At 47.6% G+C, this 13,694-nt stretch carries 15 protein-coding genes; 12 read left to right on the forward strand and 3 right to left on the reverse strand.

Going from position 1 to position 13,694, the window contains the following annotated elements:
• The first annotated feature begins 51 nt into the window (after positions 1-51).
• The 4 genes from ACKTR5_RS01270 to ACKTR5_RS01285 are packed head-to-tail and all read left to right on the forward strand — an operon-like array spanning position 52 to position 2,945.
• Positions 52-789 (forward strand): amino acid ABC transporter ATP-binding protein, encoded by a 738-nt coding sequence (locus ACKTR5_RS01270; RefSeq protein ID WP_407878539.1) that lies wholly within the window; start codon positions 52-54, stop codon positions 787-789.
• Between the two features lie 19 nt (positions 790-808).
• Positions 809-1,639 carry a transporter substrate-binding domain-containing protein gene (locus ACKTR5_RS01275; RefSeq protein WP_407878540.1) on the forward strand — a complete coding sequence of 277 codons (831 nt, stop codon included), beginning with the start codon at positions 809-811 and terminating at the stop codon, positions 1,637-1,639.
• Complete coding sequence (locus ACKTR5_RS01280; protein ID WP_407878542.1) at positions 1,639-2,277, forward strand: amino acid ABC transporter permease; 639 nt, start codon at positions 1,639-1,641, stop codon at positions 2,275-2,277. Before ACKTR5_RS01275 ends, ACKTR5_RS01280 begins: the two co-directional genes overlap by 1 nt.
• 14 nt (positions 2,278-2,291) lie before the next feature.
• Positions 2,292-2,945, forward strand: a complete 654-nt coding sequence (locus ACKTR5_RS01285; protein WP_407878544.1) for an amino acid ABC transporter permease — start codon at positions 2,292-2,294, stop codon at positions 2,943-2,945.
• 110 nt (positions 2,946-3,055) lie between these two features.
• On the opposite strand, the gene hflX is transcribed toward ACKTR5_RS01285, so the two are convergent.
• Positions 3,056-4,333 (reverse strand): GTPase HflX, encoded by a 1,278-nt coding sequence (gene hflX / locus ACKTR5_RS01290; protein ID WP_407878546.1) that lies wholly within the window; start codon positions 4,331-4,333, stop codon positions 3,056-3,058.
• A 430-nt stretch (positions 4,334-4,763) separates the two neighbouring features.
• On the opposite strand from hflX, the gene ACKTR5_RS01295 reads away from it, so the two are divergent.
• From ACKTR5_RS01295 to ACKTR5_RS01330, 8 genes are all read left to right on the forward strand, one after another.
• Positions 4,764-6,404 (forward strand): peptide ABC transporter substrate-binding protein, encoded by a 1,641-nt coding sequence (locus tag ACKTR5_RS01295; protein WP_407878548.1) that lies wholly within the window; start codon positions 4,764-4,766, stop codon positions 6,402-6,404.
• Positions 6,405-6,590: 186 nt separating this feature from the next.
• Positions 6,591-7,520: an oligopeptide ABC transporter permease gene (opp3b, locus tag ACKTR5_RS01300; protein ID WP_407878550.1), complete on the forward strand. Its 930-nt coding sequence runs from the start codon at positions 6,591-6,593 to the stop codon at positions 7,518-7,520.
• The gene (locus ACKTR5_RS01305) at positions 7,520-8,542 is read left to right on the forward strand and encodes an ABC transporter permease (RefSeq protein WP_407878552.1); all 1,023 of its coding nucleotides are present in this window, start codon (positions 7,520-7,522) and stop codon (positions 8,540-8,542) included. The genes opp3b and ACKTR5_RS01305 overlap by 1 nt, the downstream gene beginning before the upstream one ends.
• Before the next feature lie 12 nt (positions 8,543-8,554).
• Positions 8,555-9,676 (forward strand): ABC transporter ATP-binding protein, encoded by a 1,122-nt coding sequence (locus ACKTR5_RS01310; RefSeq protein WP_407878554.1) that lies wholly within the window; start codon positions 8,555-8,557, stop codon positions 9,674-9,676.
• A gap of 16 nt (positions 9,677-9,692) precedes the next feature.
• Positions 9,693-10,652: an ABC transporter ATP-binding protein gene (locus ACKTR5_RS01315; RefSeq protein ID WP_407878556.1), complete on the forward strand. Its 960-nt coding sequence runs from the start codon at positions 9,693-9,695 to the stop codon at positions 10,650-10,652.
• 268 nt (positions 10,653-10,920) lie between these two features.
• The gene (locus ACKTR5_RS01320) at positions 10,921-11,232 is read left to right on the forward strand and encodes a hypothetical protein (protein ID WP_407878558.1); all 312 of its coding nucleotides are present in this window, start codon (positions 10,921-10,923) and stop codon (positions 11,230-11,232) included.
• A 122-nt stretch (positions 11,233-11,354) separates the two neighbouring features.
• Entirely contained in the window at positions 11,355-11,801 is a 447-nt protein-coding gene (locus ACKTR5_RS01325) for a MarR family winged helix-turn-helix transcriptional regulator (protein ID WP_407878560.1), read from the forward strand.
• A 2-nt stretch (positions 11,802-11,803) separates the two neighbouring features.
• Positions 11,804-12,115 (forward strand): DUF2316 family protein, encoded by a 312-nt coding sequence (locus ACKTR5_RS01330; protein ID WP_407878562.1) that lies wholly within the window; start codon positions 11,804-11,806, stop codon positions 12,113-12,115.
• A gap of 61 nt (positions 12,116-12,176) precedes the next feature.
• Here the strand turns inward: ACKTR5_RS01330 and ACKTR5_RS01335 are convergent, their stop codons facing one another.
• Positions 12,177-12,833 carry a histidine phosphatase family protein gene (locus ACKTR5_RS01335; protein ID WP_407878564.1) on the reverse strand — a complete coding sequence of 219 codons (657 nt, stop codon included), beginning with the start codon at positions 12,831-12,833 and terminating at the stop codon, positions 12,177-12,179.
• A gap of 76 nt (positions 12,834-12,909) precedes the next feature.
• The gene (locus ACKTR5_RS01340; RefSeq protein ID WP_407878566.1) at positions 12,910-13,557 is read right to left on the reverse strand and encodes a VTT domain-containing protein; all 648 of its coding nucleotides are present in this window, start codon (positions 13,555-13,557) and stop codon (positions 12,910-12,912) included.
• Between the last annotated feature and the right edge of the window lie 137 nt (positions 13,558-13,694).

Here is a 13,694-nt window from a genome sequence, read left to right on the forward strand (position 1 = left end):
TCGTTTTTAAAACGGAGTGGGTCGAGATTATTTGAGGGTGAGGAACCGAGTATGTCAATGATTGAATTTCACGACGTCCAGAAGTACTATGGCGACTTCCATGCGTTAAAAGACATTAATTTAACGGTGGAAGCAGGGGAAACGGTTGTGCTCATCGGACCATCAGGGTCAGGTAAAAGTACGCTATCCCGGACGATTAATGGATTAGAACGGATTCAAAGCGGTCAATTGATCGTTAATGGTCAAGACTTGGCCGATCCGAAGACGGATATGAACCGAATTCGGAAAAACGTGGGGATGGTGTTCCAACACTTTAATTTGTACGAAAACAAAACGGTTTTGGAAAACATTATGTTAGCCCCCCGGATCGTGTTACACCGGGATGAAGCTGCAAATAAAAAGATGGCCATGGAGTTACTGGATGAAGTTGGCTTGGCAAGTAAGGCTAACAACATGCCATCCGCAATTTCTGGTGGTCAAGCACAGCGTGTTGCGATTGCCCGCTCGTTAGCGATGCAACCAAAGGCACTGATTTTTGATGAACCAACGTCCGCATTGGACCCAGAAATGATTGATGATGTGCTGGGTGTTATGAAGACCATTGCCAATGATTCAAGCATGACCATGTTGGTGGTGACGCACGAAATGGGCTTTGCTCGTGAAGTGGCTAACCGGGTTATCTTCATGGCGGACGGTCAAATTTTGGAAGACGATAATACGCAAGAATTCTTTGACCACCCGAAGGAAGAACGGGCGCGTCAATTCCTGAGCAAGATCATCAACCACTAACATTAGGGGAGGCAGTTTCATGAAGAAACGGTTTAAACTTGCGACCCTGTTGGCGGCGGTGGGCCTCTTAACAATCAGCTTAAGCGGCTGTGGTAAGTCGGTGGCTCAACAAGACATCTTACAGAACGATCGTAAGGCAAACACAATTACGTGGGGCGTTAAGGCGGACACAAAACTCTTTGGGTTAATGGATGTGAACGACAACCAGATCAAAGGGTTCGATGTGGACATGGCGAAACACATCACAAAGCACATTTTAGGTGACAAAGGGCAGGCAAAGTTCATTCAGGTAACATCACAGTCGCGGATTCCGTTATTAAAAAACGGGAATATCGATGCCATTATTGCGACGATGACGATTACACCGCAGCGTGAACAGGTTGTCGATTTTTCTAATTCATACTTTGATGCCGGGCAATCACTACTGGTGCCAAAGAACAGTAACATCAAGAGCGTCAAGGATCTGAACAAACCGGGGACGACGGTGCTGGGTGTGGTCGGTGCCAATTCCGTTCAAAACATCAAAAAGGTGGCCCCAAAGGCCCGGGTGTTGGAATTGCAGGACTACGCACAGGCGCTGACGTCATTAAAGGCTGGTCAAGGGGTTGCGTTGACAACTGATAACGGGATCCTGTACGGGATGGCCGTTCAAAACCCAGACTTCAAGGTCGTGGGGGGCACGTTTACGCGGGAACCCTATGGGATCGCTGTTAACAAAGGACAAAAGCCGTTTACCCGTGAGGTAAACAAGGCCATTAAGGAAATGGAAGCGGATGGCGAATACAACGCTTTGATCCATAAGTGGTTTGGTAACGTCCCTGGATTTAATTACAAGGAGCTGGAGCGATAATGATTAACATCATAACTAATCATTGGCAAGATCTGCTGACCGGCTTGGGATGGACGTTACTGTCCAGTGTCTTGGCCTTGTTCTTTAGTCTGGTAATCGGATCATTATTTGCCATTATGGAAGTGACGGAAAATAAGGTGGCCCGGACGATTGCCCGGATCTACATTGAAATTTTCCGGAACATTCCGTTGCTGGTCATCACGAGTTTCTTTTACCTCGTGATCCCAATTTACATTGTTAAAATTAACGGGTTTACTGCCGGGACGATTGGACTAACAATCTATACCTCAGCCTTCATTGCTGAAACGGTTCGGGCCGGGATTCAATCCGTGGATAGTGGTCAGATGGAAGGTGCCCGCGCAAACGGGCTGACGTTCTGGCAGGCCATGCAGTACGTGGTGTTACCACAAGCATTTCGGCTCGTGATTCCACCATTGGGGAACCAATTTGTTAACCTGGTCAAAAATTCGTCCGTTCTTGCCTTTGTGGCCGGTTTTGATTTGATGTACCAGGCCAACAACATTGCGTCCACGACGTTTGATACCATTAACAGTTACATGGTGGTCGGGGTTTTATACCTGATCATCACAATGCCAATTAGTTACTACATGCGTTACCTAGAGAAACGACTTGCATAGGAGGGAGTTAGCTGATGAAATCTTTTATTGATGCCTATTCATTGGTCAACCTGCGTTACCTCCTTGAGGGGTTATGGGTGACCATTGAAGTTTCTGTTTTATCCGTTATTTTTAGTTTTATCTTGGGCTCGATCCTAGGAATTATCCGGTACACGAAGATCAAGTACTTTTCTGCCATTGTCGGGTTTGTGATTGATTTGATTCGGAACTTACCGTTACTGTTGATCATTTTCTTCACGTATTTTGGCCTTCCCAACTTTGGGTTCAAGCCAGAGATCATCCCGGCAACGATCTTAGCGATGACAATTTTCGAGTCGACCATGTTGGCTGAAATTATTCGTTCAGGAATCATGGCGGTTCCGGTTGGCCAAATGGAAGGGGCCCGTGCAAACGGGTTAACCTACTGGCAGGCTATGTCAAAAATCATCTTGCCACAAGCCTATAAGAAGATGATTCCGGCGTTGATCAGTCAATTTATTTCGTTGATCAAGGATACGTCATTGGCCACGATCATTGTGTTGCCTGACTTGACGTTCCACGCGCAGATTATCTACGGGCAAAATGCCAATTACATCATTCCGATGTTCTTAGCGTTAGCAGTGATGTACTTCATCGTTTGTTACGGATTGTCATTGTTAGGAAACTACATCGACAGACGATTAGCCTAACCGGGTTAATCACGGTCATTCTGACAATAAAACAAAAACCAGCGATCGTTTATCCCCAATAAGGGAAAGACGATTGCTGGTTTTTATTTATTTGGGTGAAAACAATGGGCTTAGTCCACGCGGTATTGTTCAAACCGTTGTGCAGATTCATCCGTTAATTCCACCGTGATCTTGGTTCCTTCAGCAACGTAGTCCGTTTTCAACACGTTGGCCTTTTCATTCAGGAAGTTCAGGATCTGACCCTGATCAAACGGAATCAGTAACGTCACCGTTTGATAGTTTTGGAAGATCTGTTCGCGAATCATGGTGAGCAGTGCTTCTAACGACGCGTCATCGCGAGCTGAATAGATCAGCTGGTTGCCTTCCTGAACGGGGTACTTAGCGTCCGTCAGATCAGCCTTATTAAAGGCAATGACCATTGGGACTTCCTTGACGCCGATGGCCTCCAATGTGGCATTGGTGGTGGCCATCATGGCTTCACTGTTCGCATCTGCGTAATCGACCACTTGCACCAGCAGGTCAGCATTTGCCGCTTCGGCCAGGGTTGAACGGAAAGCCTCAACCAGGTTGTGGGGCAACTTGCTAACGAATCCAACCGTGTCAGACAGCAGGAATTGCTTTTGGTCAGGGAGCGTTATTTGACGAACACTGGTGTCCAATGTTGCAAACAACATGTTCTTTTCAAAAACCTGCTTTTCGTCGCTTGAGCCGTACTTACGAACCAAGCCGTTCATCGTTGTGGACTTACCAGCGTTGGTGTACCCCACAAGGGCAACCGTTGGGAGCCCGTTTTTTTCACGTTGGGTGCGTTGCGTATCCGCAGCCTTAGTGATGTCGGCAAGTTCTTCTTGTAAGTGCTTGATCTGGTTCTTGATCGTCCGGCGGTCCATTTCTAGCTGGGTTTCACCAGAACCACGGTTGGTGAAACTACCGCCACCTGCACCAGTTTGTTGGTCAAGGCGTTGGTTAACACTCGTGTGCAACCGTGGCAATTGGTACTGCAACTGAGCAATTTGAACCTGCAACTTGGCCTCGCGGGTTTGGGCCCGGTTGGCGAAAATGTCTAAAATGAGGGCCGTCCGGTCGAGCACCGTTGCATGGGTGGTCGTTTCAATGTTACGAATTTGGGAGGCGGTTAATTCATCGTTTGTCACGATTGTGGTGAAGTCTTCACTCGCCACAATTTCTGCAAGTTCGGCCACTTTCCCTTTACCAAAGTAAGTTCCGGGATGGGGCCGTTCTAAGTTTTGGCGAACTTCTTCGCCGACGACCATGTTATTAGCGGCAACCAGGTTGGCTAATTCTTCCATGGCGTATTCAAAGTTAGGATCACCGGTGTTTAAGCCAGCAATAATGACTGATTGTGGGATTTGTTTTGTTTCGTCCACAGTAAGACCTCGTTTCTAAGCCAAGGCTTATTAATAGTGTAAGTATAGCATGAAACCCGGTAATTAGTGGGCGCCGGTCTTTTGAACGCGGGTTAAGGTCACCGTCATTAATGAGTCGGCTCCCTGATTAGTTAAAATTAAAAATGAGAAAACAAAAGAAAAATTGGCCAAGATGAACGTCAATTAAGAAAAATGAGAACGGTTTACATTGAAAATTGGGTGGTGTTCACAAAAAATCGTTATCGACAAAAACGCGATTAAACTAGTGAAGAAAGCGCACACATTCAAGAAGGTTCACAATTATTAATAAAAAATGGGAGAAGTTTCGTTGACATTCATCAAATTCTCATCTAAGATACGTTTATGCTTTTCAAGTGATCGATGGAGGGCGACAAATGTTGCTGGGGTGACATAAAAAGGAGTTGGCGGAATGAAATTACGAAAGATAATGGTGCTTGGTGCTGTTGCGGCCCTGTCAGTCATCACGTTAGCCGCGTGTGGGAATAAAAACAGTGCTTCATCACACAAAGGGGTCCTGAATTTAGGCGTTAGCGCTGAAATGCCAGGACTGGACACATCAAAGGTGACGGACAACACGTCATTAACGGCATTAGCGAACACGCAGGAAGGGTTGTACCGGACAGAAAAAGATTCAAAGCCGGTGCCAGCCTTAGCCACAAAGACGACGGAATCAAAGGACGGGTTACACTGGACGTTTACGTTGCGAAAAGGGACTAAATGGTCCAATGGTGATCCAGTTACGGCAAAAGACTTCGTTTATTCCTGGCAACGGACAAATAATCCGAAGACAGGGTCACAATATGCTTACCTTTTTGAAGGTGTGAAGAATGCGACAGCCATTCAAAACGGTAAAGCAGATGTGAAGTCACTGGGGATCAAAGCCGTGGGTGACAACAAACTTGAAGTGACACTGGAAAAGCCAATTCCTTACTTTAAGTTGTTACTCGGGTTCCCGATTTTCTTCCCACAAGATCAAAAAGTGGTTGAAAAGTATGGTTCTGAATATGGAATGAAAGCCACTAACCAAGTGTACAACGGGCCCTTCAAGGTTGAAGATTGGACCGGGACAAACACAAAGTGGAAGTGGGTTAAGAACGACGATTACTGGGACAAGTCAGCTGTGAAGACAAACACGATCAACTGGCAAGTCGTTAAGGAAAGTAACACTGCGTTGAACCTTTACAACTCTGGTAAGATCGATATGACCGGGTTAACGGGCTCACAGGTTGCAAACTACAAGAACGACAAGAGTTACAAGTACTACCAAGGTTCCACCTCGACTTACATGGAACTAAATGAAGCAAAGGTTCCTGCCTTCAAGAACGAAAAGATTCGTCAAGCATTGTCATTAGCAGTTGACCGGAAACAAATGGTTGATAACGTTCTCCAGGATGGTTCACAACCCGCAACCGGCTTGATTCCATCAAAGCTTGCCAAGAACCCGAAGACGGGTGCTGACTTCGCTAAGGATGCAGAAGTTCCTGGCACAACAGACTACGACATGACAAAGGCTAAACAGTTACTGAAGGAAGGGGAAAAGGAAGCTGGGATCAGCAGCCTGAGCTTTACGTTGTTAGCGGATGATACAAGTACTGCAAAGCAAAGTTCCGAATTCTTACAGTCACAATTTGAAAAGTTACCAGGTGTGAAGGTTTCACTCCAAAACGTGCCATTTAAGAACCGGTTGGCGAAGTCCTCAAGTGGTGATTTCGATGCTGTTATCACACTGTGGGGCGCTGACTACAACGACCCATACACGTACTCATCACTGTACATGTCAGATAATTCCCAAAACAACGGGAAGTGGTCCAATGCTTCTTACGACGAAAATGTTAAGAAGTCTGCTGACCAAGACGCCGGCAACAAGCAAGCCCGTTACAACGACTTGGTTAACGCTGAAAAGACGTTAACACAAAGTGCTGGTGTGATCCCGCTCTACTGGGGGACTGCAAGTGGCTCTGGTCCAATGCTTCAAAAGAGCTACGTCAAGGGGCTGATCTACAACTCAGCTGGTGTCAACTTCGACTACAAGTACGTTGATGTGAAGTAAATAATTCAGTTATCAAGGGCCATGAAGAGTTAAAAAACGTGAGGAAAACCACTTCATTCTGGTTTCTCCCCACGTTTTGTTTTAAGATAAACATTAAATAACTTGCCAGCAAATTCTCATTTGTTGGTAAGCCAGCAATTATTTATTGGTCGTTACTTTAGATTGTGAATGTGAGGAAGTAAGTTTATGGCAAAATACCTACTCAAGCGTCTGTTTTACCTCCTCCTAACGCTATTTCTGATCGCAACCATCACGTTCTTCATGATGAAGCTGCTGCCGGGGACACCGTTAAGTAATGAGTCGAAACTCTCGCATGCACAGATTCAAATGATTTATCACACGTACGGGTTGGATAAACCAGTGTGGCAACAATACCTGATCTATCTAGGTGGGATGCTTCACGGAAACTTCGGGTTGTCCTTCCAATTTGATAACCAACCCGTTTCGTACCTATTGGCAACACGGATGCCAGCTTCCTTCCAATTGGGTCTTCAAGCCATGATTCTTGGGGTTCTTCTAGGAATCATTGTCGGTGGGATCGCCGCAATTCGGCGGAACACATGGGTTGATGGGACGATGACCATCATCTCAATTTTGATGATTTCCATTCCCAGTTTCGTGTTAGCAATCTTGTTACAGTACTACTTAGGATTAAAGGCTGGCGCCTTTCCGGTGGCCGGCTGGGGTAATTTTGCCTACACGATCTTACCAACGATTGCACTGGCAGGGTCGCCGTTTGCAACGACAGCCCGGTTTATCCGAACTGAAATGGTCGATGTTATGAGTTCGGATTACATTGAACTCGCAAAGGCCAAGGGGTTAACGAAGACCGGCGTGGTTTATCACCATGCGTTGCGGAATTCACTGATTCCGCTGATCACATTGATTGGACCACTGACCGTTAACTTGATGACTGGCTCACTGGTTGTTGAAAACATCTTTGCGATTCCTGGGATCGGGGAACAATTCGTTAAGTCAATTACGACTAACGACTACCCAACCATCATGGGAATTACGATGATGTACTCCGTCTTACTGGTCGTTGTCTTACTGATTACTGACATTGTGTACGGTATTGTTGATCCACGGATCCGGTTGCAAGGAGGGCAAAGTTAATGGCTGATAACATAAACGTTCCAAACGATGCCTTCGAACCACTGGGTAACGAAGAGCACCTGGATAATGAAAAAATCGCCGCACCGTCCTTAACGTTTACACAGGATGCTTGGCGCCGGTTAAAGAAAAATAAGATTGCGTTTGTTGCGATGTGGATTCTGGTTGCGGTGTTTGCGTTAGCATTGATCGGACCACTCGTTTCACCACATAACCCAAACAACGCGCAACCCGCTTACACGAATTTGCCACCGAAGATTCCCGGCGTGCACATTCCCGGATTGGACGGGACTAAAAGCGTGGATGGTGGCCGTGTGGACGCTTATGCGACCCAGCACGTGCCATCCGGGAAGTACTGGATCTTAGGAACCGACTATCTTGGGCGTGACTTGTTATCCCGGATCATTTCCGGGACCCGCGTGTCACTAGCAGTTGCCCTCATCGCGACGCTGGTGGACCTGACGGTTGGGATCGGGTACGGGCTGCTCTCGGGGTGGCGCGGTGGCCGGACGGACATGATCATGCAACGGATCATTGAAATCTTGTCATCCGTTCCTAACTTGGTCTACATGATCTTACTGTTGGTGGTGATGAAGGGGTCGCTCCTGTCGATCTCACTAGCCATTGCCATCTCAAGTTGGACCACCATGGCACGGTTGATTCGGGCGGAAACCTTGACGCTAAAGAGCCAAGAGTACATCTTATCCGCACGGACACTGGGTGAGAGTTCATGGAAGATTGCCTGGAAACACCTGATTCCAAACATGAGCTCTGTCATTATCATTCAAACGATGTTTACAATTCCAAGTGCCATCTTCTTCGAAGCATTCCTTTCCTACATTGGGATCGGGATTCAACCACCAACGGCCTCACTGGGGACGTTGATCTCTGATGGTCAAAAGAACTTCCAGTTCTTGCCGTACCAGATGTGGTACCCAGCTGTTGTGCTGATGATCATCATGATTTGTTTCAACTTGTTTGCTGACGGCCTGCGGGACGCCTTTGACCCACGTTCAAGAAAGTAGGTGAAGTTCATCGTGGAAAAGCTTGAAAATGATAATTTAATTGAAGTAAAGAACCTCCGCATTAACTTCAACACTTATGCTGGAACGGTTAAAGCCATCCGGGACGTCTCCTTTAACCTGAAAAAGGGGGAGACACTGGCCATTGTTGGTGAATCTGGATCCGGGAAGTCCGTTACGACCCGTTCACTCATGGGCTTAAACGCGGAAAACGCAGAAGTCGCTGGCGGCGAGATCCTGTTTCATGGTGAAGATGTTCTGAAAAAGTCCGAAAAGGAAATGCAGGAGATTCGTGGTAAGGACATCGCGATGATCTTTCAAGATCCAATGACATCGCTTGACCCAACCATGAAGATTGGCCGGCAAATTGCGGAACCACTGCGGATCCATAACCACGTTTCCCGTGAAAAGGCCATGGAACAAGCATTAGAAATGCTGAAACTGGTCGGGATCACGGATGCTGAGCACCGGATCAACGATTATCCGCACCAGTTTTCTGGGGGGATGCGTCAGCGGATCGTGATTGCAATCGCCCTGATTTGTTACCCAGAGGTGCTGATTGCGGATGAACCAACCACCGCGTTGGACGTGACGATTCAGGCACAAATTCTGAAATTAATGAAGGAACTCCAGGAAAAAATCAGCACGTCGATCATCTTCATTACCCATGACCTTGGTGTTGTGGCCGGGATGGCTGACCGGATCGCCGTTATGTATGCTGGTAAAATTGTGGAGTATGGGACGGTTGACGAGATCTTCTACAACCCCCAACACCCGTATACTTGGGGACTATTAAACTCCATGCCGACGTTGGACACGCAAAGTGGAGATCTGTCTGCCATTCCTGGGACCCCACCAGACTTGCTGGATCCACCAACTGGTGATGCGTTTGCGGCCAGAAACCCATACGCATTGAAAATTGATGCTGAACAGGAACCACCATTCTTCGAGGTCTCACCAACGCACTTTGCGGCAACGTGGCTGTTAGATCCACGGGCGCCAAAGGTGACACCGCCGGCAGCCATTGCCAAACGCCAAGCGCAGTGGGTTAACATGCACAACGACGCCGGTGAATTGGTTCGGCCACAAACACCTGTGACAACCGCACCAAACGTTGATGACGACGATCGCGAATAGAAAGGGGGACGTCAGCATGGATTACACGAATCGAAAAAAGATTCTTCAAGTGAAGCACTTAAAACAGTATTTCAATGTCGGCCGGCGTGATGAAGTTCACGCTGTCGATGACGTTTCCTTTGATGTTTATGAGGGTGAAACGTTTGGACTTGTCGGGGAATCTGGGTCAGGGAAGACCACGACAGGCCGTGCCATCATTCACCTGTACGACCCAACGTCAGGTGAGGTGTTGTTCAATGACCAAGATGTGGCGAAAATTAAGGATCGAAAGGCGCAACTGGAATTTCGGAAAGAAATGCAGATGATCTTTCAAGATCCGTATGCCTCATTGAACCCGCGGATGAAGGTCAAGGACATTGTCGCTGAGGGGATCGACATCCATCACTTAGCGAAAAATGATGCGGAGCGGTCACAAATGGTTGAAGACCTGCTGGAAACGGTGGGGTTGAATAAGGACCACTCAAGTCGCTACCCCCACGAGTTTTCAGGTGGGCAACGGCAACGGATCGGGATTGCCCGGGCCTTGGCCGTGAAACCTGAGTTTATCATTGCTGATGAACCGATTTCCGCGTTGGATGTTTCCATCCAGGCTCAGGTGGTCAACCTGATGAAAGAATTACAAATTAAACAGAACTTGACGTATCTGTTTATCGCCCATGATTTGTCGATGGTGAAGTACATTTCTGACCGGATCGGGGTCATGCACTACGGTCGGATGCTTGAAATTGGGCCAGCCGATGAAGTGTACACAAAGCCATTACACGATTACACGACGAGTCTCTTGTCAGCGGTTCCCGTTCCTGATCCAGAGATTGAACGGGCCCGGACGGAGCTCACGTACGAACCGACGCTTGAGGGTGATGATAAACCACGGCGCATGGTTGAAATCACACCGCACCACTTTGTGCGGGCTGCTGATGACGAAATTCCTATGTACCAAGAACGCGCCCGTCAGGCGGGGTTGACCCTGTTATAAATTAAATCAGTACTACAAAAACCGCCTTCTGCTAGCCATAACAGAAGGCGGTTTTTACGGGGTGAATTCTTTAGGAGTTTGTTAATGTGAACGATAGATAAGTTGCTGTTATCTATGGTTATTAGAATACAGGGGAAAGCTTAACCGAACCTCAAAATAAAATAATGAATTATTAAGGCCGATATTTAGGATCGTTATTGTGTTGACAGCGAGGAAGAGAAGCACTATGATATGGCTCACATTCAAGTTGATAGGTGAGGTGCATGAGATGAAAGATGTCATTACTTATTTAGCGCAACATGTGGATAACGACGAACTCCTGGGCCAATTGGTTCGTGATATCGTGACGTTTGAAGCGCGCAACCAGCAACCAGACGTGAAGCAACTGACAAACAACATTAATCAAGTGGCCCGGCGGTTTGTCGCTGGCAGTGAACAAGAGCAAGATTTGACCCACGTTCACCGTGACCCAAAGTTAGCGGCGTTGAGTCAGCTATTGACCACACAACGTGAACCGGTGCAGGTCACTAACGGCCAGCCGTTGCTTGGGGCACCACGATACACAACTGAACAAAATTAAGCCCGTTAGAAGTGCAACCAAAATCATGGTTGCACTTTTTTTAGTTTCTTAGTTGTTTTAAAAACAGTTGCAATTAAAACGTAAAGCTTTATACTAAGGGTACTTCATGTGGAGGTGACAAAATGGAAACAACGAATGAACGGACACTAGCTGCAACCATTCACCGGTTGGCGGCCTGGCAGACAGCAACGATGAACAGGTATTTGCGGACGTTGGCGCTCAATAATGATCAGGCAAACGTGATTCATTACGTGGGTGCCCATCCGGGGGTCAACCAGCGGACGGTTGCCGACCTATTAAGCCGTAACGTTGCCAGTATGACAAATTTATTGAAATCACTGGAAGGCAAGGATCTATTAGAACGGCGATTTGAGGGGACAGATGAACGGACCAAACACCTGTACCTAACGCCACACGGCCAAACGGTTGATCAAGAAATCACCCGGGGGTTTGGAACGCTTAATCAGCGGGTAGACGGCGCACTAACGGATGCCCAACGAGAAGCCGCCTTAAACGCACTGGACCAGCTTGTCACCACACTATTACCATCGGATAAAGGAGACCTTTAATCATGACGTTAACCGCACAACAAATGACAGCAACAGAAAATGAACTTCAGGAAAACTTTCAGCGGGCTGGGTTGACCGTGGCCCAGGTCACCGAAGAACTGGGAATCAGTACCGTTAAACTGGGGCACATCATGCACCTGACCCAGCGGTCTTACGAAGATATTTGGATCATGCGTAACTACTTGTTGAAAAAGGTTGCTGAGAATGGCGCAACACCTGTGCCCTTCACGGCGTTAAACGGTGATTGGCACCGGCACTGGTTCTTAAACAGCGCGCTAATTGACGCGGGCAAAATGACTGCTGGTGATTTTTAACGCGGTGCAAAAAGACATCATGCCATCCTGGAGTTGATCCAGGGGGCATGATGTCTTTTAATTAGTCAATGTCAGTTAATTTATCGGTATAAACAACGTCAACGTGGTCATCGCTAATGACGAGCTTGGTGACACTCCCATTTCGTGGGCCTGGTTGGGCCGGTAACGTGGTTGAGAAGTGATCGAGGACATGGCGGATGTACGTGCCGTGGGTGACCACAAGCACGTTATCGCCATCGTGATGCTGGTCACGCAAAAGGGTGATTCCATCTTGGATGCGGGTCCAGACGTCAGCGTAAGTTTCGGCATGATGGTACTGGTCAGCTTCGGCCACGATGTTAGTGGCTTTTTCCAGGCCGTACTTGGCAATTAACGCGTTGTAGGAGTCACCGCCCAGTGGCGAACCGATCTGGTGCCACATCAGCATGTCGTCGTAGCCTTCCCAAAAGCCAAAGAATTGTTCACGAAATTCAAACCGTGGTGTTGGGTCGGTGAGGGCAACGGGATTTTCAGCCAAAATGAGGCGTCCAGTAGCTTGGGTACGGGCTAAGTCACTGGAGTAAGCAGCATCAAAAGGCACGTGGGCCAATAATTCACCGGCATGGTGCCCATCATTAACACCCTTCGCTGTTAGCGGCGCGTCTGACCAGCCCTGCATCCGGTGGTATAAGTTAAGGTAGGTTTGCCCGTGGCGAACCATGTAAACGTTAAATGACATGAAACCCTCCGTGTAAAGTTGTTACCCCTATCATAGCAAATTCACCAGCAATCAACCAATTGAGTTTAGTTGTGAGTTACGGTTCGTAGAAATGGTTGCTGTGTCGTTGCACGTAGCGGACTGCGCCCATGATAAAACCGGGAACGATCCCAATGAGGGCGACAGCGAGGAAAATCCACGCAAAGTGTGCCTGCACAAATGGTAAACGACCAAAGTAATACCCCAGAACGCTGCCGACGGTTACCCACAAAGCCACACCAATAACGTTCAGGACGGCAAAGCGGCGTTCATTCATTTTGGTGGAGCCGGCTAAGAGTGGGACAAATGTTCTTATTAATGGAACAAACCGGCCAAAAATAACGGCGCGGCCACCATAACGTTTAAAGAAGGCTTGTCCACGCACAAGACCGCCATGAAGATGACGTTCGATGAATTTAAAGTGAAGAAGCCACATTCCGATGCGGAAGTTCAGCGTGTCGCCCAAAACGGCCGCAAAAAAGAAGATTGGAATGAGGACCTTGATATCGAGGCTGGTTTGGGTAGCCGCGGCAATGGCACTGGTGACAAAGATAAGTGATTCACCAGGAAGCCACGGGAAAACAACCAGCCCGGTTTCAGCGAAGATGAGTAAAAATAGTGTGACGTAACTCCAGTTTCCTAGCCAGGAAAAAAGTGGCACAACGTAATCCTGGAGATGACTGATGATGTGGATGAGTTGATCCATAGCATGACCTCCCGCACTTTCTGACTCCTAGTTTAAGCATCTAAGGCCAGAATAGCGACTGCTAGGCTCGGCCTTTGTTAAAATTTATGACTTCCAAATGGTTTTGCGACGTGAAGCACTGTTGTTTTACTCTCAGA

The sequence above is a fragment of the Furfurilactobacillus entadae genome (genome assembly GCF_045862745.1).
Taxonomy (GTDB): domain Bacteria; phylum Bacillota; class Bacilli; order Lactobacillales; family Lactobacillaceae; genus Furfurilactobacillus; species Furfurilactobacillus entadae.

Bases quoted from the DNA above. Each gene is read 5' to 3' on its own strand.
- ACKTR5_RS01270 (WP_407878539.1), top strand. From the start codon at position 52: ATGTCAATGATTGAATTTCACGACGTCCAGAAGTACTATGGCGACTTC.
- ACKTR5_RS01275 (WP_407878540.1), top strand. From the start codon at position 809: ATGAAGAAACGGTTTAAACTTGCGACCCTGTTGGCGGCGGTGGGCCTC.
- ACKTR5_RS01280 (WP_407878542.1), top strand. From the start codon at position 1,639: ATGATTAACATCATAACTAATCATTGGCAAGATCTGCTGACCGGCTTG.
- ACKTR5_RS01285 (WP_407878544.1), top strand. From the start codon at position 2,292: ATGAAATCTTTTATTGATGCCTATTCATTGGTCAACCTGCGTTACCTC.
- ACKTR5_RS01295 (WP_407878548.1), top strand. From the start codon at position 4,764: ATGAAATTACGAAAGATAATGGTGCTTGGTGCTGTTGCGGCCCTGTCA.
- opp3b (WP_407878550.1), top strand. From the start codon at position 6,591: ATGGCAAAATACCTACTCAAGCGTCTGTTTTACCTCCTCCTAACGCTA.
- ACKTR5_RS01305 (WP_407878552.1), top strand. From the start codon at position 7,520: ATGGCTGATAACATAAACGTTCCAAACGATGCCTTCGAACCACTGGGT.
- ACKTR5_RS01315 (WP_407878556.1), top strand. From the start codon at position 9,693: ATGGATTACACGAATCGAAAAAAGATTCTTCAAGTGAAGCACTTAAAA.
- ACKTR5_RS01320 (WP_407878558.1), top strand. From the start codon at position 10,921: ATGAAAGATGTCATTACTTATTTAGCGCAACATGTGGATAACGACGAA.
- ACKTR5_RS01325 (WP_407878560.1), top strand. From the start codon at position 11,355: ATGGAAACAACGAATGAACGGACACTAGCTGCAACCATTCACCGGTTG.
- ACKTR5_RS01330 (WP_407878562.1), top strand. From the start codon at position 11,804: ATGACGTTAACCGCACAACAAATGACAGCAACAGAAAATGAACTTCAG.
- ACKTR5_RS01335 (WP_407878564.1), bottom strand. From the start codon at position 12,833: ATGTCATTTAACGTTTACATGGTTCGCCACGGGCAAACCTACCTTAAC.
- ACKTR5_RS01340 (WP_407878566.1), bottom strand. From the start codon at position 13,557: ATGGATCAACTCATCCACATCATCAGTCATCTCCAGGATTACGTTGTG.